This window comes from Shewanella xiamenensis (assembly GCF_024971755.1).
In the GTDB taxonomy this organism is placed as follows: Bacteria; Pseudomonadota; Gammaproteobacteria; order Enterobacterales; family Shewanellaceae; genus Shewanella; species Shewanella xiamenensis.
This window is the reverse complement of record NZ_CP079718.1, coordinates 3,966,353-3,984,332: the sequence shown is the minus strand read 5'-3', so window position 1 is coordinate 3,984,332 and position 17,980 is coordinate 3,966,353. Positions and strand designations below refer to the sequence as shown.

General features: G+C 45.5%; 13 protein-coding genes. 10 read left to right on the top strand and 3 right to left on the bottom strand.

The features are described 5' to 3' along the window. The first annotated feature begins 35 nt into the window (after window positions 1–35). The 7 genes from nqrF to dinB all read left to right on the top strand — a co-directional run bounded on the left by nqrF (window position 36) and on the right by dinB (window position 7,425). Window positions 36–1,292, top strand: a complete 1,257-nt coding sequence (gene nqrF, locus KXJ80_RS18685) for an NADH:ubiquinone reductase (Na(+)-transporting) subunit F (protein ID WP_037415008.1) — start codon at window positions 36–38, stop codon at window positions 1,290–1,292. A 98-nt stretch (window positions 1,293–1,390) separates the two neighbouring features. Continuing rightward, window positions 1,391–2,449 (top strand): FAD:protein FMN transferase, encoded by a 1,059-nt coding sequence (locus tag KXJ80_RS18680; protein WP_037415060.1) that lies wholly within the window; start codon window positions 1,391–1,393, stop codon window positions 2,447–2,449. Window positions 2,450–2,460: 11 nt separating this feature from the next. After that, window positions 2,461–2,685 (top strand): (Na+)-NQR maturation NqrM, encoded by a 225-nt coding sequence (gene nqrM / locus KXJ80_RS18675; protein ID WP_011071354.1) that lies wholly within the window; start codon window positions 2,461–2,463, stop codon window positions 2,683–2,685. A 238-nt stretch (window positions 2,686–2,923) separates the two neighbouring features. Further along, window positions 2,924–3,397, top strand: a complete 474-nt coding sequence (gene bfr, locus KXJ80_RS18670) for a bacterioferritin (RefSeq protein ID WP_037415005.1) — start codon at window positions 2,924–2,926, stop codon at window positions 3,395–3,397. A gap of 9 nt (window positions 3,398–3,406) precedes the next feature. Continuing rightward, on the top strand, window positions 3,407–3,874 hold the full coding sequence (gene bfr / locus KXJ80_RS18665; protein WP_011071356.1) for a bacterioferritin: 468 nt from the start codon (window positions 3,407–3,409) through the stop codon (window positions 3,872–3,874). A 299-nt stretch (window positions 3,875–4,173) separates the two neighbouring features. Further along, window positions 4,174–6,177: a methyl-accepting chemotaxis protein gene (locus tag KXJ80_RS18660; protein WP_259474487.1), complete on the top strand. Its 2,004-nt coding sequence runs from the start codon at window positions 4,174–4,176 to the stop codon at window positions 6,175–6,177. Window positions 6,178–6,351: 174 nt separating this feature from the next. After that, window positions 6,352–7,425, top strand: a complete 1,074-nt coding sequence (gene dinB, locus KXJ80_RS18655; protein ID WP_259474486.1) for a DNA polymerase IV — start codon at window positions 6,352–6,354, stop codon at window positions 7,423–7,425. Window positions 7,426–7,455: 30 nt separating this feature from the next. Here the strand turns inward: dinB and KXJ80_RS18650 are convergent, their stop codons facing one another. The 3 genes from KXJ80_RS18650 to KXJ80_RS18640 all read right to left on the bottom strand — a co-directional run bounded on the left by KXJ80_RS18650 (window position 7,456) and on the right by KXJ80_RS18640 (window position 11,364). Continuing rightward, window positions 7,456–9,102 (bottom strand): methyl-accepting chemotaxis protein, encoded by a 1,647-nt coding sequence (locus KXJ80_RS18650; RefSeq protein ID WP_218737245.1) that lies wholly within the window; start codon window positions 9,100–9,102, stop codon window positions 7,456–7,458. Between the two features lie 63 nt (window positions 9,103–9,165). Beyond that, entirely contained in the window at window positions 9,166–9,720 is a 555-nt protein-coding gene (locus tag KXJ80_RS18645; RefSeq protein WP_218677770.1) for a PDC sensor domain-containing protein, read from the bottom strand. A gap of 183 nt (window positions 9,721–9,903) precedes the next feature. Then, window positions 9,904–11,364, bottom strand: coding sequence for an aminoacyl-histidine dipeptidase (locus tag KXJ80_RS18640; RefSeq protein WP_218737244.1), 1,461 nt, complete (start codon window positions 11,362–11,364; stop codon window positions 9,904–9,906). A 218-nt stretch (window positions 11,365–11,582) separates the two neighbouring features. Between KXJ80_RS18640 and KXJ80_RS18635 the strand changes: the two genes are divergently transcribed. The 3 genes from KXJ80_RS18635 to KXJ80_RS18625 all read left to right on the top strand — a co-directional run bounded on the left by KXJ80_RS18635 (window position 11,583) and on the right by KXJ80_RS18625 (window position 17,904). After that, a complete protein-coding gene (locus KXJ80_RS18635; RefSeq protein WP_218737243.1) occupies window positions 11,583–13,121 on the top strand; it encodes a M17 family metallopeptidase in 1,539 nt (512 codons plus the stop codon). A 919-nt stretch (window positions 13,122–14,040) separates the two neighbouring features. Then, complete coding sequence (locus tag KXJ80_RS18630; RefSeq protein WP_218737242.1) at window positions 14,041–16,206, top strand: TonB-dependent siderophore receptor; 2,166 nt, start codon at window positions 14,041–14,043, stop codon at window positions 16,204–16,206. Between the two features lie 408 nt (window positions 16,207–16,614). After that, the gene (locus tag KXJ80_RS18625; protein WP_218737241.1) at window positions 16,615–17,904 is read left to right on the top strand and encodes an NCS2 family permease; all 1,290 of its coding nucleotides are present in this window, start codon (window positions 16,615–16,617) and stop codon (window positions 17,902–17,904) included. The last annotated feature ends 76 nt before the right edge of the window (window positions 17,905–17,980 follow it).

Sequence of the window (17,980 nt, the reverse complement as noted above, 5' to 3'; positions counted from 1 at the left end):
CGGCTTCTTGAATTGGACCTTCTAAGGATAAGTTAATGGATATTCTTGGTATTTTTAAATCTACTCCGCTTGAGGTTTACCTCGGTGTGAGTATGTTTACTGCTATCGTCCTCGTCTTAGTGTTAGTGATTTTATTTGCTAAATCTAAGCTAGTGTCTAGCGGTGACATCACGATCGGCATCAACGACGATCCTGAAAAAGCGATTACAACCGGTGCTGGTGGCAAGCTATTAGGCGTGCTGGCGAACAACGGTATCTTCGTATCGAGCGCCTGTGGTGGCGGTGGTTCTTGTGGCCAATGTCGCGTCGTGGTTAAGTCAGGCGGCGGTGATATTCTGCCAACAGAATTGGACCACATCAGCAAGGGTGACGCCCGTAAAGGTTGTCGTCTGTCTTGCCAGGTGAACGTTAAGAACGACATGGAAATCGAGCTTGACGAAGAAATCTTCGGTATCAAGAAGTGGGAATGTACTGTTATCTCTAACGATAACAAGGCGACCTTCATTAAAGAACTGAAGCTGCAAATTCCTGATGGTGAATCTGTTCCGTTCCGTGCGGGTGGTTACATCCAGATCGAAGCGCCAGCACACCATGTTAAATATGCTGATTTCGACGTACCAGCAAAATACCGTGGTGACTGGGAGCACTTTGGTTTCTTCAATCTTGAATCTAAAGTTGACGAAGAAACGATCCGTGCTTACTCAATGGCTAACTACCCAGAAGAGTTCGGCATCATCATGTTGAACGTGCGTATCGCAACGCCACCTCCACGTAACTTGAGCTTACCATGCGGTAAGATGTCATCTTACATTTGGAGCCTAAAGGCTGGCGATAAAGTGACTATTTCTGGTCCATTCGGTGAATTCTTCGCGAAAGATACCGATGCAGAAATGGTGTTTATCGGTGGTGGTGCGGGTATGGCACCAATGCGTTCACACATTTTCGACCAACTGAAGCGTCTGAAGTCTAAGCGTAAGATGAGCTTCTGGTACGGTGCACGTTCTAAGCGTGAAATGTTCTACGTAGAAGACTTTGACGGCTTAGCGGCTGAAAACGACAACTTCGTATGGCATGTGGCCCTGTCCGATCCTCAACCTGAGGATAACTGGGATGGTTACACAGGTTTCATCCATAACGTATTGTATGAAAACTACCTGAAAGACCATGAAGCGCCTGAAGATTGTGAGTTCTACATGTGTGGACCTCCAATGATGAACGCGGCCGTGATCGGTATGTTGAAAAATCTTGGTGTCGAAGACGAAAACATCCTGTTGGATGACTTCGGCGGCTAATGTGAATTAGCCCAAGGTGAGAAGAGTTGCAGATGTGGAGTAAAGCTCTCATCTGCAACTTTTGCATTAAAGGGCATCCAAAAGAGTTGTTAGTCACTATGTTTAAAACCCTAGCGTTAAAAACCCCCGTGTTAAAAACCTCAGTGTTAAAGCATTCAGTGAACTGGCTGGTCCTTGTAGGTCTAGCCTTTTTTATTTCAGCCTGTAGCAAACAGGATGAGGTTATCTCCCTTGCGGGCAGCACAATGGGCACGACTTACCATATTAAAGTGGTTCCTAATGAGCAAATGCCCACGGCCCAGCTATTGCAGGCCGAAATTGACTTAGCCCTAGAGCAAGTCAATAACCAGATGTCGACCTATCGACCTAATTCAGAATTGTCCCGTTTCAACCAGTTACCGCTTGAGCAAAGTGTCGAAGTGTCGCCGGATACTGTCAAAGTGGTTAAAGAAGGCATGCGTTTGTATCACGTGACAGACAAAGCCTTAGACATTACCTTAGGGCCGCTGGTGAACTTATGGGGATTTGGCCCCGATAAGCGCCCAACCAAAGTGCCGACTCAAGCCGAGATTGATGCAGCTAAGGCTAAAACGGGTATCAGTGAGCTTTCTATCGAAGGCAATCGCTTAAGCAAGCATAACGCCCATTTGTACGTGGATTTGTCATCTATCGCCAAGGGCTTTGGCGTTGATAAAGTGGCTACTATTTTAGATAAATATCACGCAACGGGTTACTTAGTTGAAATTGGTGGCGAGCTGAGCATTAAAGGCACCAAAGGCGATGGCAGTTCGTGGCGTGTCGCCATAGAGAAGCCGACCGATGAGGGCATGGCGGTACAGCAGGTGATAGAACCGGGCACTATGGCCATGGCGACGTCGGGGGATTACCGCAATTATTATGAGGAAGAAGGTCAACGTTTTACCCATATAATCGATCCGCGTACCGGTTTGCCTATCAATCATAAGTTAGCATCTGTGACCGTTTTGCATAAAGAATGTATGACGGCCGATGGTTTTGCGACGGCGATGATGGTTTTAGGCACAGAAGCGTCATTGGAGCTTGCCAAGAAAGAACACTTGGCGATAATGCTAATAGAAAAGCAAGGCGAAGGATTTAAAGTCTACTACAGTGACGCCTTCAAGCCTTTCCTTAAGTAGTTGGAGTTAACATGAGCACTTTTATCGCGGCATTTGTGATTTTATTACTGTTCTTTTTGCTTATGTCGATAGGTTATCTCATCAAGCGCAAAGCCGTTGAAGGAAGCTGTGGCGGTTTAGGTGTATTAGGGATTGAAAAAGCCTGCGATTGTGATGATCCCTGCGACAAGCGTAAGCGTCGTATGGCCGCTGAAGAAGCGCGCCGAGCGAAGTTAACCAAAGACCGGATCATTTAATTATCCGCTTCAACTAAAATAGCCTCCTCTGGAGGCTATTTTTTTGCCTCAAATTTAGCATCGTTAAAATTAATCCTTGATTTATGAGGAGGATAGCAGGCTAATCTAAGCGATAATGAGAATGCTTTTTATCTTTAAGTTTGTGAAAAATAAAGAAAATTTGAGTTAGCTTGAAAACTGTACTAGGCTAGAAGCTTGATTTAGATCAATCTTTCACTCATATCAAGGATCGTAACTTATGAAAGGTCATCCAAAAGTGGTGGGACAACTCAATCGGGTGCTTACCTGTGAGTTAACGGCCATTAATCAATATTTTCTCCACGCCAGAATGTTCAAGCATTGGGGGCTGGAGAAGCTAAACCACGTCGAATACAAGAAATCCATCCAAGATATGAAACACGCCGATAAGCTTATTGAGCGGGTATTATTTTTAGAGGGATTACCGAATCTACAACAGCTCGAAAAACTGCGTATTGGCGAACACACTCAAGAGATGCTCGATTGCGATTTAGCCATGGTGCAGGAACAACTCTCGCTGTTGCGGGATGCCATTACACTCTGCGAAGTTGAGCAGGATTATGTCAGTCGCGATCTGCTCGAAGATATTCTTGAAGATGAAGAAGAGCATTTAGATTGGCTCGAGTCACAGCAGGAGCTGATTAGCTTAACTGGCATTCAAAACTATCTTCAATCGCAAATTAGTGAGTCATAGGAGCTGAATATGAAAGGTGATAAAGACGTCATCGATGCGTTAAATCGACTCCTAACCGGAGAGTTATCGGCGATGGATCAGTATTTTGTGCATGCCCATATGTACGAAGACTGGGGACTAAACGAACTCTATGAGCGTATTGCCCACGAGTCGGATGATGAAAAAGGCCATGCGGCCAAATTAGTACAGCGTATTTTATTCCTTGAAGGCGTGCCAAATGTGGCCGCGCGGGAAGCGCTCAACATCGGTTCAAATGTTGAAGAGATGCTGCGTAACGATCTCGCCTATGAATACAAGGTGGCCGATGATTTACGTAAAGTCATTGCGTTGTGTGAGCAGAAAAAAGATTATCAAACCCGTGAGATCTTAGAAGTGCTACTCGATGATACCGAATCCGACCATATGTATTGGTTAGAGAAACAGCTCGGTTTAATTGACCGCATTGGTTTAGCGAATTATCTGCAAACTAAGATGTAACAATATCCGATTGCGCGGCTCAAGCACAAAGGCCAGTCATTTTATGACTGGCCTTTGTTTTGGGATTTTGAGTATTTAGTCTAACACTCTGTAAAAATTCGCTGTAGTAATGAGATGTTCTGTTTGAGGTGGATTGTTTAGCGATTCCTGTTATTTCATTAATGTCTATTCTTTACAAATACTTGTTTACGTTTTTTCTCATCATATTGGCTGTTGTTGGCGGGTAAAAATTGTTACCGTGTGAGTCTGTTTTTGCAGGCTTTTATGTTAAGTGGTTGGTTAACCAGACGGGAAGATGAATGAGGTATATAAAACGTTCTCTAAGTTTGCAGTTAGTGGTAACTATCGTCGGTGCCCTCGCTGTACTGCTTACTTTAGTTGCCGCTTTGCTCGTGAATAAAGAAAGTAATAATACACGTAAGCAGGTGGATGCCGACATTTCGGCACTTGTGGCTCTCAAGGCGAATGAGATTGGTGGTTACTTTGTTGCCAAGGGGCAAGTAATCCACTCGGTATTTGCCGAGCCTGGGCTTATCAACTGGTTTAGTCAGTATCATGCCCGAGGCAGTAATCTGGCGCAGGATCAGCAATATCAAGATATTATTCGTTATTTTCGCTCGTTTTCCGACCGTGATAGCGATGTGAAATCAGTATTCTTTGGTTCGGCAAACACCTTTGAGTATTTTGACCTTAATGGCCGTTTCGATGGCGATCCTGATTATTACACCAATAAGCGTCCTTGGTGGCAGGAGGCGATTGATCAACGTGGCCTGTTTGTGGGCGATCCTGCGGTCGATGCCAACGATGGTTCTATTTCTGCAACGGTTAAAACCCCAGTCTATAGTGCTAATGGCGAACTTATTGGCATTGGTGGTATGGATATTCTGATCGATACCATTGGTAAAAACCTGTTAGCACCGATTAAATACCGCAACTATGGCCAAGCCTTCCTGATGACGGATGAAGGTAAGCTTGTGTATTTCCCTGGATTCTCGGATAAATTCCCGCCGGGCTCACTTGCTAATCAGGTTGATAGCCAATTTAAAGATACCTCCGGTTTTACAGCATTAATGCAACAAATGCAGCGCGAGCCTCAGGGGTTTGCCGAGGTCAGTTTTAATGGCGTATCACAGCGAGTGACCTTTGTGACTGTAGGCGGTGATTATCCTAAGCAGAAATGGCACTTAGCCTTTATGTTGCCCCATGAAGTAATTGAAGCGCCTGTTACCAAAGCCTTTTGGAATGCCTGTTTTGTTGCATTAGGGATCATGCTGTTAGTGGGGATTACTGTTTGGTTGATGTTATTACCCTTTAGACGCCAGCTCAGCAAATTACTCGATGCCATGGAAGATATTGCCGAAGGTGACAGTGATTTATCCCAACGTATTTTGATGGAGCGCGAAGATGAGTTAGGCAAGTTGGGTGATGCCTTCAATCGTTTTGCTGAAAAGGTGCAGCAAATGTTACTGCATACCCGTAGCTTAACCCAAGAGGTCGGCACTGGAGTGATGGATGCGCGCCAAGTGTGTGATTTAGCTGTCTCGTCGGTGTCATCGCAAAAACAACAAATCGATTCTGTCGCCACGGCAGCAACTCAAATGGCGCAGACTAGCCAAGAAATGGCGATAAGTGCTCAACGCGCAAATGATTTTGCCGAAAAGGCACAGACTCAGGCCCTTGACGGTACGCAAATCGTGTCCCGTGCGACCGAAGGGATGAAGGCATTATCGGTTCAAGTCATCGAAGCGGCTAATGTGATTAAGCGGCTACGAAGCAGCTCAGAACAAATTGGTGAAGTCTTGAGCGTGATCCGCAATATTGCCGACCAAACTAACTTGCTGGCATTGAACGCGGCCATCGAGGCGGCGCGGGCGGGTGATCAAGGTCGAGGCTTCGCCGTTGTTGCTGACGAAGTGCGCACGCTGGCTTTGCGTACCCAAGATTCTACCGCCAATATTCAAGGCATTATCCAAACCCTGCAACAAAGTGCGCTTCAGGCTGAACAAGTGATGGAATCAGGGGTTGAGCAGGCAAGAGTAGGGCAAGACTTAACCACGCAAGTCGAGCAAGCCCTCAGCGACATCGCCAGTGCGATTACGTCTATCCAGCAGCAAACGGTGGAAATTACTGTGGCGATAGGCCAGCAGGCAGTGGTTGCCGATGAAGTGGCGCAAAACGTGGTGAGCGTGCGTGGTTTATCCGATCAATCCCTATTGTCAAGCCAAGATCTCTCCCAAAGTCTACAAGGATTTGAGCAAGCAACTCGAGAACTGACACGTAATATTGGTCAATTTAAAATTTAAACGCTGTTGTTTTAAAACCAAAGGAGCCTTAGCGCTCCTTTGGTTTTTTTGGGAATGTTATACTTGGATAAGGATACTTGAGTCGATAGGTGAACTTCGCGACTGCGTAAATATGTCCTAGATACTTGATTACTGTTTTTATATACAGTATTTTGGGTGTTGGAGGAACCTTTAGTGCGAAAAATCATTCATGTTGATATGGATTGCTACTTTGCTGCGGTGGAAATGCGAGACTTTCCCGAATACCGTGGTAAACCGTTAGCCGTTGGTGGGAGCCGTGAGCGGCGAGGGGTTATCAGCACCTGTAATTACGAAGCGCGCCGATTTGGTGTGCGCTCCGCTATGGCAACGGCTTATGCGCTTAAACTGTGCCCAGACTTAATTCTTGTCCCCGGTCGAATGCAGGTCTATAAGGATATATCGCAACAAATTCGCGCTATCTTCTCTCGATACACTGAATTGATTGAACCCCTCTCCCTCGATGAAGCCTACTTAGATGTTAGCGATTGCAAGCTGTTTAAGGGCTCTGCAACTCTGATTGCTGAAGCGATTCGCCATGATATTTTGGCCGAAACAGGGCTTACTGCTTCGGCTGGCGTTGCTCCTGTTAAATTCCTCGCCAAGGTGGCCTCTGACTTAAATAAACCTAATGGTTTGTATGTTATTTCGCCCGACAAGGTTCCTGAGTTCATTAAAACCTTATCCCTACGTAAGATCCCCGGTGTGGGGAAAGTCACCGCAGAAAAACTTTCCTCTTTGGGGTTAAATACTTGCGGAGATATACAAACTTATCCAAAACAAGACCTTATTACTCGTTTTGGCAAATTTGGTGCCGTATTAATTGAAAGATCCCATGGGATTGATGAGCGTGGGTTATCAGTGAGTCGCGAGCGTAAATCTGTCGGCGTTGAAACTACGTTGGCGCAGGATATTTATACCCTCGAGCAGTGCCAGCAAGTGATGCCTGGATTAATACAAGAGTTATCAACTCGCCTAAGTCGTAGTGCCAAGGATCGACAAATCCATAAGCAGGTGGTGAAGCTTAAATTCAGTGACTTTAAACAAACAACCATTGAACATCGCAGTAATGATGTGTCTGTGATGATGTTTTACGAATTATTATCCCTGGCAATGACAAGGCAAGAAGGGAGGGGGATTCGGCTACTCGGCGTGGCTGTGGGACTTACTGATAAATCACCGATTGCGAAGGTTGATCCATTGCAAACCCAACTCGCGTTATCAATTTAATCAATCTCATCCCTTACACGTTATCAATCGCTATAACTTAAAGCGGCTGACTAAGGCTGTTAGTTCATTCGCCATGGTTGAAAGTTGGATACTTGCAGCATGGATTTCGTCTGTTGTATGTCGACTCTCTTCTGATTGCTCTGCAATATGCTGAATATTGTGATGGCTTTCGTTTTCCATTATTGACTGTGCTTTCGCGGCAAGCGCGATTTGATTATTCATTTCGCTGATTTCGCTCACCATTTCCGCAATATGAGCCAAAGCTTCTCCAGCATTGCTGGCGGCCTCCACACTAGCAATCGCTTTTTGATTACCGATATTGATTGCTGCAACGGCACTTTGAGTGCCATTTTGGACATTCGCTATCATCAGTTTTATTTCCTCTGTTGATTGATGGGTTTTGGAGGCGAGTGAGCGCACTTCATCGGCCACGACGGCAAAACCTCGGCCTTGTTCTCCTGCACGAGCGGCTTCAATAGCAGCATTTAGGGCAAGTAAATTGGTTTGTTCGGCGATAGCTTGAATCACTTCAAGTACTTTTCCTATGTGCTGCCCTTCGAGCTCTAGCTTGTTAATTTGGTTTTCTGCTTGGCTAACATCTTGGGCGAGTTGTCGGATAACAGCTATGGTGTTTTGTACTTTTTCTTGGCCTGTGGCGGTAAAGTTGTCAGCCTGTTTAGCCGCCTCTGCTGCATGGTTAGCGCTGCTTGAAACCTCTTGCACAGAGGCTGCAATATGGTCGCTTGCATCAGCCACTTTCCGAGTCGTTTCTTCCTGTGTCCTTAAGGTTTGCTTGGCCATTTCGCTGGCGTGGGCAAGCCCTTGTGCTGATAGCGTAAGCCTGGCGGTCGAGTCTTTAAACTGCGAAATAATACTATGCAGATTGTCTAGGAAATGATTAAAGGCACGGGCTAAGTCTCCAAGCTCATCCTTGGAGGTTAAGTTAATCCTTGCTCTTAAGTCTCCATCACCATCGGTAATATCATGAATTTTCGCCAATAAAACAGCGAGTGGCCGACTAATTAATTTAGGTAATGCTATGACATAGATGGCGCAAATAATAATGCTGATTGCAAGGGCGACAAGTTGTAGTTTTTGTCCTTCTAGGGCATCAGCTTCAACTTGTTCTACGGCACCCTTTGTATGGCTATTTAGCTCATCGGTCAGATGACTGATATGTACATGGAGCTTATCAAAGAGGGTTGCACCTTGACCAAAGCTTAAATCTATTGCTGTGGTGCGACCATTTCGGCCATTGTTAGTGCGTTGATTACTAATTTCATTGGTTATTTTTTGCCATTCATTAAAGGTTTGGGTTAACTCTGTGAGTTGATTTAGAGCCTGCTGGCTTGTTGTTACCTTGGCAAAATGTGTTAAGTGTTGGTTGACTAGCTCAATACTTTGGTTGTGTTGCTTCAAAAGTTGGTTGTAGGAGTCTGTTCCAACATTAACAAACATTAGACTTCTTTCTGCCACTTGCGCTTGGTATAACTCTTTATCCGCTTGTAGCAGCAGGGATTGGCTAGGTAAATATTCTAATGCCAGTTTATCTGCACTTTGTTTTAGTGCTTTTAGGCCCACAATCCCTGTGAAAGATGCAAAAATAACGATCCCAGCAAGTAGTAGACTCGGGTAGATAAGTTTTTGGTTTATTGATAGATCCTTATACCAACGCATATATGATTTCCTTGAGATCAGCTAGGATGAGTAGCGTATTAAAATCAATGTTGCCGTTAGTACTTACTTGCCAAATTCATCAAGGTTAATCCCTATCGTTATTGCGCCAATGGCAGTGTCACCATCCATAACAGGGATAGATATTTGCACTAAATAGGCTTGTGAGCTGGTATCAAATTTAACGGGGCCAATATGTTTGTCCCCTTTTCCATTTGCGAAGGATTTTTGCCACTTATCTTCATCACCCTGCCAATAGTCAGAGGTTTTAGCTGTCATAGCGACGTTAGCCCCTTGATTATCCATTAGGAAAATTTCTTGGTAATAAGGCTTACTTGCTTCGAAGGTTGTTAAGAATTTGGCTGCATCATTACTCATCAATGATGACATAAAGGGATCGATACCTTCAGTGGCTATCCACTTTTGGTCGAGTTCTTTGATGGAATCTAAACTTTTTCCCTGAGTATTTTGTGCTTTTACTGCTGTAACAAGTACAGGCTCTCTTCCTAATGGCATTAAGGTGTTTGTTAAATCTATGACTTCTTGCGGCACTTCTTCGGCAAAACTCATGTGACTGATGAAAACCAATAGGGCTGCAGAAACAATTTTTCCTAGTTTCATGATCTCTTTCCTTAAGCGAGCAAGTTTATAACGGTGTAGCTAAATGCTACTAGTTTTATGGAGTTGCTAAACAACTATAGTAGAGAATCGAAATTGTTGATGGGAATTAACACTTTATTTCTAACGGAAAAGAAATAAAAAAACCGCGCATACTATGCGCGGTTGAGTCTGAGGAGAGTTTACTTAGGCCTTAGCAGGAATGCGCTCTAGCACGGCTAATAGTAGATCCCAGTACTGACCTACGGTGGTGATATTGACCATTTCATCCGGGCCGTGCGGATAACGGATGGTCGGGCCAATCGACACCATGTCCATTTCTGGATAGGGCTTTTTAAACAGACCACATTCAAGGCCAGCGTGGATCACCATGATAACGGGTTCTTTGTTGTAGATTGACTCATAGGTTTCACGCACAATTGCCATCACCGGCGAAGTGTTGTCTGGCTTCCAACCCGGGTAAGCGCCGCTAAGTTCAATATCTGCACCCGCTAAGTTGGTTAACGCAGTAAGCATGCCTTCAACTTGGCTACGGCCAGAATCGATGAGCGAGCGAATTAAGCAAAGAATGCTGACTTCTTCATCGTTAGTGCTGATCACACCAACGTTGAGTGAGGTTTCGGTTACGCCAGTTACTTCATCACTCATGCGCATTACCCCGTTAGGGCAAACATGCAATAAGTCGATAAGGGTATTTTGGCTGTTTTCACTCATCACGCGTTTTGGCGTTGGGATTTCGCTCAACACTAAGCGCATGTCTGGGTCGGCAATGGCCAGTTCGGCGCGGACTAAGGCTTCAAAAGCACGTACTTTTTCATTCAGTGCATCGACATTTTCAGCAGGTAACATAAAGCTGATATTGGCTTCGCGTGGGATAGCATTACGCAGTGAACCACCGGTAAATTGGGTTAACTCTAGGGCTAATTCATCGGCATTTTCGAACAGGAAGCGCGCTAAAATCTTGTTGGCGTTACCCCGACCCAAATGGATGTTGACCCCAGAGTGACCACCTTTTAAGCCCGATAAATGCAGGCTAAATGATGCATAACTTTGCTCCGACGCTTGCCATACCATAGGCAAAGTGATCTGAGCATCGACGCCGCCAGCGCAGCCCATGTAGATCTCACCTTCTTGCTCTGAGTCTGTGTTGATCAAAATTTCAGCATCGAGCATACCTGCTTGTAGTCCAAAGGCGCCTGTCATGCCCGCTTCTTCGTCAATGGTGAGCAGTACTTCGAGTGGACCGTGTTTGATGTCATCTGAGCCTAAAATCGCTAAGGCCGATGCCATACCAATGCCATTGTCGGCGCCTAAGGTTGTGCCTTTGGCTTTTACCCAGTCACCGTCAACATAGGCTTCGATAGGATCTTTGGTAAAGTCATGCACTTTGTCGGCATTTTTTTGCGGCACCATATCGATATGGGCTTGGATCACAACGACTTTACGATCTTCCATTCCCGCAGTTGCGGGTTTGCGAATGATTAAATTGCCGACGGCATCTTCTACTACATCGAGTTGTTTGCTCTTAGCCCAGGCTTGGATGTGTTGGCTGAGTGCTTGTTCATATTTGGATGGGTGGGGAATCGCACAGATTTGTTCGAACCATTGCCATAAAGGCTGTGGGTATAACTGACTTAACGCTGTCACAGAAGGTCCCTCATCAGGTCTTGTGGGTATGGGGCAAATTTGGGCTAATCCTAACACATTCTGCTCGGGCGATTAATCATCTCGATAACTCCGTGTGCGTTTGTGGCAGCGAAAGTTGCCACCCTCTGTATTTTCGATAGTGGCAAAGCGATTTTTTGATTGGTAATTAAGCGTTATAGCGGGAATAATGCTGGCACAATAATGAAAAAGGATGGGTCATGTTTCAAGTTAACTTTATTGATGTACAAGCAGAAAATGCCATTTTTGATGGCGAAGGTTGGGATGCGGTTGTGGTGGTCACACCGGATCTCGTTTCTATCGGAATTGATGAGATCAGTTTGTTGGCCGAGCACGGTGCTAAGGTCGATAAGCGGGTTGGTAAGAGCCCGACGTTACTATTTGCACCGGGTTTAGCCGGTGGCCGTTTAATCATAGCGCCCGTCACTCAAGTGACTGATGATTATGCCGATGTGCGTATTTATGGCGATGCGGCAAGAGTTGCGATTGCTATTGCCAAAGACGCGGGTGCTAAGCGTCCGCTGCTTTATGTTGTTCCTTCAGCAACCCCTAAGTTTGGTTTTGCGACCGAAGTCGCGGCGTTGGCCTGTGGTCAAGAATTATGGCAAACCTTAGAGTTACGTGAGGCGACAGGCTTAATGCCGGCCTTTGAAGCGATAGGTTTATTGTCGTTATCATCTGAAAAGAGTCATTTGCTCAACGCATTAGAAGCGGGCCGCATATTAGCGCGGGATTTATGTGGTACTGAACCTGAGCGTATGTCGGCGAAGGCCTTTGCCGAATATTGTTTGCAAGCCTTTAAAGACAGTGTGATTAAAACCGCAGTGGTGGAAGATCGGGATATCCTTGAACGGGATTATCCACTATTAAGTGCGGTGGCGCGTTCTTCCTTTGCGGTTGGCCGTCATCAACCGCGGGTGGTGAAACTCGAATATCTGCCCGAAGGTGAGATTACTCGTACCTTCTTATTTGCTGGCAAAGGCGTGGTCTACGATACGGGCGGTGCCGATCTGAAAGTCGGCGGCGCAATGGCCGGCATGAGCCGCGATAAAGGCGGCGCCTCTGCTGTGGCTGGGTTATTTAAAACCTTGTCTATGCTTAAGCCTAAAGGGATCCGGGTGATTGCCGAACTGGGTTTAGTGCGTAATAGCATTGGCAGCGAAGCGTTTGTCACCGATGAAATTATCACCAGCCATGCGGGCGTGCGGGTACGCATTGGTAATACCGACGCTGAAGGTCGTTTAGTGCTGGCTGATTTGCTCAGTCATCTGCGTATTAAAGCGGTAACGGCTGTTAAGCCTGAGCTGTTTTCGGTTGCGACGCTCACGGGACATGTGGTGCGCTGCTATGGTAATTATCCCGCAGCGGTTGAAAACGCGGTCGCCAGTGGTGCACTGTGCGCGCAGACACTTGCGTCACAAGCGAGCCACTGGGGCGAACCCTTTGAGGTTTCCACATTACGCCGTGAGGATTTTGCCAAGATCCGCGAAGTGTCTGGGGCGGCTGATATTTTATCTTCAAACAATGCGCCGTCTTCAGTAACTGCCCGCGGGCATCAATATCCTGCAGCCTTTCTACTTAAGGCGTCAGGTCTGTTTGAACACGGTGTTAATGCCGCTATTCCTTTAGCTTACACACACTTAGATATTGCGGGCAGTGCCACAGAGGGCGATCCGCTCTACGGTAAACCCACTGCCAGCCCCTTGGTTAGTTTGTATCAATATCTGATCAATCGTTAACGAAATAACGTAACAAATAGAAATAATTCTGTAATATCTTATTTATTAGGTGGTTACAGGATTATTTCTGTTTTTATGTGATGCAGGTCGCCAATATTTTTGATAGTTTGTGTAATTTAATTACATTAAAAAGCCTTAATCAAAATAAATACAAAAAAAGCTTGTAATAAAACTACGGAAACATATAATAGTTTTCGTGGACAGGGCATTAAGCCTTTCCCCTCTAGTCTATCCAGGATGGATACCCTTCTCCAAGGACCCGAGTGACAAGTCGTCTCAACGGATTTGAGAATCTCTAGTTCCAAGGAACCGAGCCAAGCTTTACTAGAGTACTTAATCTCAACTTTACTTAGGAGTAATTGACTATGTCTTATACAGGCAACAACCATTTTTATTGGCAAAATACTTGGTTTAACACTGATGTTTTGCGTGGCGGTTTATTCGCTATGAGCTTTAAGGGCTAACTATCCCTTTAAATCTAGTTTCCATCATCCATCAACCTTTGTATCGCCTTTTTGGGCGTGTTTAGACTCAAGTAGCATATCGGTGTTTTTGCATGGGTATGCCAGGTTTTTCCCGCTAGCGCGGTAATGTACTTCCCCGAAAGGGACGCTTGAAACATGTCTTGCCTGCTCATTGAGCAGGCTTTTTTTTAAGCTTTTTCTGTCGTTATGACGCAATGCCTCTCATTCCTTCCCATAAACGTAAAATTTTTTGCGGCCATCTTGCGATGAGTACTCTTCGCAATAGTTAATTTAATTAGTTGTTTTTAAAACATAAAACCTTGTCATTAATCTATTCATCTTTTTGTACGACTTAAGAATGATGAATTTGTTACATTTGTCACATAAAATACAAATGCAAATCGTTCTCAATGGTGTTACCGTATGCGCACCTTGACGAAACTTGCTGAACGACTATGCGTTTTAATCTACTTCCTCTGGCGGCTGCGGTCACACTAGCCTTGAATCCTTTGGCATTGATGGCCGAAGAACAAACCTCTTCTAAAACAGAGGCACAAGATCAAAATATCGAAAAAATCACAGTGATGGGTAAATACACTGTGAATCGCAATATTGATACCGCGACAGGTCTCGGACTCTCGCTGCGGGAAACGCCTCAGTCGGTCAGCATCATGACGGCGGATCGAATTGAAGATCAGGCGTTAAATACTGTGGTCGATGTAGTCAATAACACTGTGGGTTTGTCTTCCTCAAAAACTGATAACGTGCGTAACGGTTTTTCGGCCCGCGGTTTTACCGTGCAAAATTATCAAATTGATGGCGTGCCTTTATCTTGGAGTTTAGGCGGCGATGCTGGTGAAACGGTATCAGATGTGTCTATCTACGAGCGCGTTGAAGTCGTTCGTGGTGCTACCGGATTATTAACCGGCGCTGGCGATCCTTCTGCCTCGATTAACTTAGTGCGTAAGCATGCTGACAGTTCTGATCTTAAAGGTTATGTGGATGTCGCCACTGGAAGTTGGGATAAAAAACAAGTCACTGCGGATGTGTCTAATGGTCTGAATGAAGACGGCAGTGTGCGTGGCCGTTTGGTCGCTAAGTATGTGAATAGCGATTCCTATCAAGATCTGTATCAAGACCGTAAAACCATTCTCTATGGTGTTGTCGATAGCGATATCACCGCCAACACTTTACTGCGTGTCGGTGGTAGCTATAACCACAACGATCCGAAGGGGGCGATGTGGGGCGCATTGCCCGCCGTCTTTAGCGATGGTTCTGCCACAGATTGGGATACATCGACCACTACAGCCGCCGATTGGAGCCGCTGGGAAACTAAAAACATTAACTACTTTGCTAACCTAAATCATTACTTTAGCAATGGCTGGCAAGTGGTGGCTAACTACAACCGCATGGAATATGAAACCACCACTAAGATGATTTACATGTCGGGTTTACTCGATAAAGACACGGGTGCGGGGCTTAGTGGCCAGCGTTATCACAGCCATGGTGAAAGTAACTCGAATAACTTTGATGTGCAGCTTAAGGGCGACTATGACCTCTTTGGTCAAACCCATGAGTTTGTGACGGGCGCTTTGTATAGTAAGCAAAAATCCTACGCTGATACCTATGAGCCTATCCGTGACAATATGACGGGTTGGGACTCACAAGTGGTCGATAACTTCTACGAATGGCAACAAAATCAGTTTGCTGAGCCTGAATGGTCGAGCAATGCGAACCGTCAACTGAATATGGATACCGAGCAAAAAGGTTTCTACGCGGCGACCCGCTTGACCATTACCGATGATTTTAAACTGATTGCCGGTGGACGTATTTCAAGCTGGAACCGTGAAGGCGTGAGCTATGGTACCGATACTAACTTTGGTGATGATGGCGTGTTTGTGCCCTATGTTGGCGCTTTATACGATATCAATAAAGAGCACCGGATTTACGCCAGTTATACCGAGATTTTTAATCCGCAGAATTATTTCGATGCCAATCAAGAATACTTAGACCCATTAGAGGGCAAAGCCTACGAATTAGGTTTGAAGAGTTCCTATCTTGACGATCGCTTACATACCACAGTGGCCTTGTTCCAAATTGACCAAGATAACTTGGCAACCTTAGCCGGAACGATTGTTATCGGTGGTCAACCCGTGAATTACTATGAGGCTGCACAAGGCACTAAGAGTAAGGGTTTTGAGTTAGAAGTCGTTGGTGAGCCTGCCGATGGCTGGAATATCTCTGCGGGTTACTCGCAATTTAATGCCGAAGATGCAGAGGGTAAGCGAGTCGCAACTACCAGTCCGCAGAAGCAATTTAAACTGTTTACCACCTATCAATTTGTGGACTTATTGCCTGAGTTAACCATAGGTGGTGGGGTGAATTGGCAAAGTGACAGTTACTCAGAGGGTGGTGGTACAACAATCAAACAGGGTGGCTATTCCTTAGTGAATCTAATGGCGCGCTACGATCTGGCTGAAGACATGGATTTGCAGTTTAACCTAGAGAATCTGTTGGATGAGAAATACTATGCCTATATGACAGCGTCTGGCTTAGCTTACAGTGCGTATCACTACGGTGCTCCACGCAACTTTACCGTCAGCTTTAACTATCGCTTTTAAGCATTTTCCCCGTTGAACTCAAAAAGCCGGTGCCCTTAAGGGCACCGGCTTTTTGCTATCGACTTAAATCCCATTGGCTGCGCAGATGCAGCCTAATATGCCTGTATGGGAAAACCATTGTACTGTTTTGTGATTATTTCACTTTAAAAACAATACGCTGTTAATCCTGAACGACGTTTGAATTTTCCTAGATTAAGACTGGTATGCTAACCCCTATTTACAGTGAACTTTAATGTAAATTAAGTGCGGTGGTTTTTTGTTCTGTTTAGCGATTTCTATCAATAAAATCTCCATCAATTTTCTGGCCTGACCAGCACAAACTCCCTATAATCCCCTGCGAAAAACACCGCTACATAGTGTTTACATTTTTAGACCCTACCTACTTAAAAATAAAAGGAACCCAGTTCCATGTTAGAAAAGCTGTTCAAACTGAAACAAAATCAAACGAGCCTCAAGCAGGAAGCGATAGCAGGTTTGACAACATTTATGACGATGGCCTACATCATTTTTGTGAATCCCATGATGTTAGCCGATGCGGGTATGGATCATGGCGCCGTGTTTGTGGCTACCTGTCTAGCTGCGGCCGTAGGTTGTATCGTGATGGGGCTGATGGCGAATTATCCTATCGCGCTCGCCCCAGGTATGGGACTCAATGCCTTTTTTACCTACACAGTGGTGGGTGAGATGGGCTACAGCTGGGAAACGGCACTCGGTGCGGTTTTCTTATCGGGGATCTGCTTTCTGATCCTATCTTTAGTGCGTATTCGCGAGTGGATTGTTAACAGTATTCCTATGTCGCTGCGTATTGGTATTGCTGCGGGTATTGGTCTGTTCTTAGCGCTGATCGGCCTTAAGAGTGCAGGTATTGTGGTGGCAAGCCCTGCAACATTAGTGACCATGGGCGATATTACTGCGTTTCCGGCGGTGATGGCGGTATTAGGCTTCTTCCTGATTATTGCTATGGTGCAGCGTGGCATGAAGTCAGCGGTGATTTTAAGTATCCTGATCATTACTGGGCTTGGATTGGTGTTTGGCGATGTACATTACAACGGCATCGTCTCTATGCCGCCTTCAATTGCGCCCACGTTTATAGCGATGGATTTATCCCAAGTGTTTGAAGTAACTATGCTCTCAGTGGTGTTTGCCTTCTTATTTGTGGATTTATTTGATACTTCAGGCACCTTAGTTGCGGTTGCTCAGCGTGGTGGTTTTCTCGATGAAAAAGGCCGTTTACCTCGATTAAATCGTGCCTTAACCGCTGACAGTTTAGCGACGATTGCGGGAGCAGCTTTGGGGACTTCTACCACCACCAGTTATATTGAAAGCACTGCTGGGGTGAGTGCGGGTGGTCGAACTGGCTTAACGGCGGTCGTGGTTGGTTTGCTGTTTATCTTGGCATTATTTTTATCGCCTTTAGCAGGGATGATCCCCGCCTATGCCACGGCAGGTACGCTGTTCTATGTGGCTATTCTGATGATGTCAGGGTTGGTTCACGTTGAATGGGAAGACTTAACTGAGGCTGCGCCTGTAGTCGTGGTGTGTATCCTGATGCCGCTGACCTTCTCGATTGCGACGGGGATTGCACTGGGAATTATTTCCTATGCGGCCATCAAGCTGTTAACGGGTCGGTTTAGCGATTTAAATATCGGTGTGCTTGTGCTCGCGGCGATGTTTATTGCGAAATTTATTTACGGCTGATACTTAGAACGAGTTGCCGTTTAAGGGATATTTTTGAGGGTCATCTAATCGATGGCCCTTTTTAATGCGCGATCCC

Coding starts and splice junctions, on each gene's coding strand:
- nqrF (WP_037415008.1), top strand. CDS start 36: ATGGATATTCTTGGTATTTTTAAATCTACTCCGCTTGAGGTTTACCTC.
- KXJ80_RS18680 (WP_037415060.1), top strand. CDS start 1,391: ATGTTTAAAACCCTAGCGTTAAAAACCCCCGTGTTAAAAACCTCAGTG.
- nqrM (WP_011071354.1), top strand. CDS start 2,461: ATGAGCACTTTTATCGCGGCATTTGTGATTTTATTACTGTTCTTTTTG.
- bfr (WP_037415005.1), top strand. CDS start 2,924: ATGAAAGGTCATCCAAAAGTGGTGGGACAACTCAATCGGGTGCTTACC.
- bfr (WP_011071356.1), top strand. CDS start 3,407: ATGAAAGGTGATAAAGACGTCATCGATGCGTTAAATCGACTCCTAACC.
- KXJ80_RS18660 (WP_259474487.1), top strand. CDS start 4,174: ATGAGGTATATAAAACGTTCTCTAAGTTTGCAGTTAGTGGTAACTATC.
- KXJ80_RS18650 (WP_218737245.1), bottom strand. CDS start 9,102: ATGCGTTGGTATAAGGATCTATCAATAAACCAAAAACTTATCTACCCG.
- KXJ80_RS18645 (WP_218677770.1), bottom strand. CDS start 9,720: ATGAAACTAGGAAAAATTGTTTCTGCAGCCCTATTGGTTTTCATCAGT.
- KXJ80_RS18635 (WP_218737243.1), top strand. CDS start 11,583: ATGTTTCAAGTTAACTTTATTGATGTACAAGCAGAAAATGCCATTTTT.
- KXJ80_RS18630 (WP_218737242.1), top strand. CDS start 14,041: ATGCGTTTTAATCTACTTCCTCTGGCGGCTGCGGTCACACTAGCCTTG.
- KXJ80_RS18625 (WP_218737241.1), top strand. CDS start 16,615: ATGTTAGAAAAGCTGTTCAAACTGAAACAAAATCAAACGAGCCTCAAG.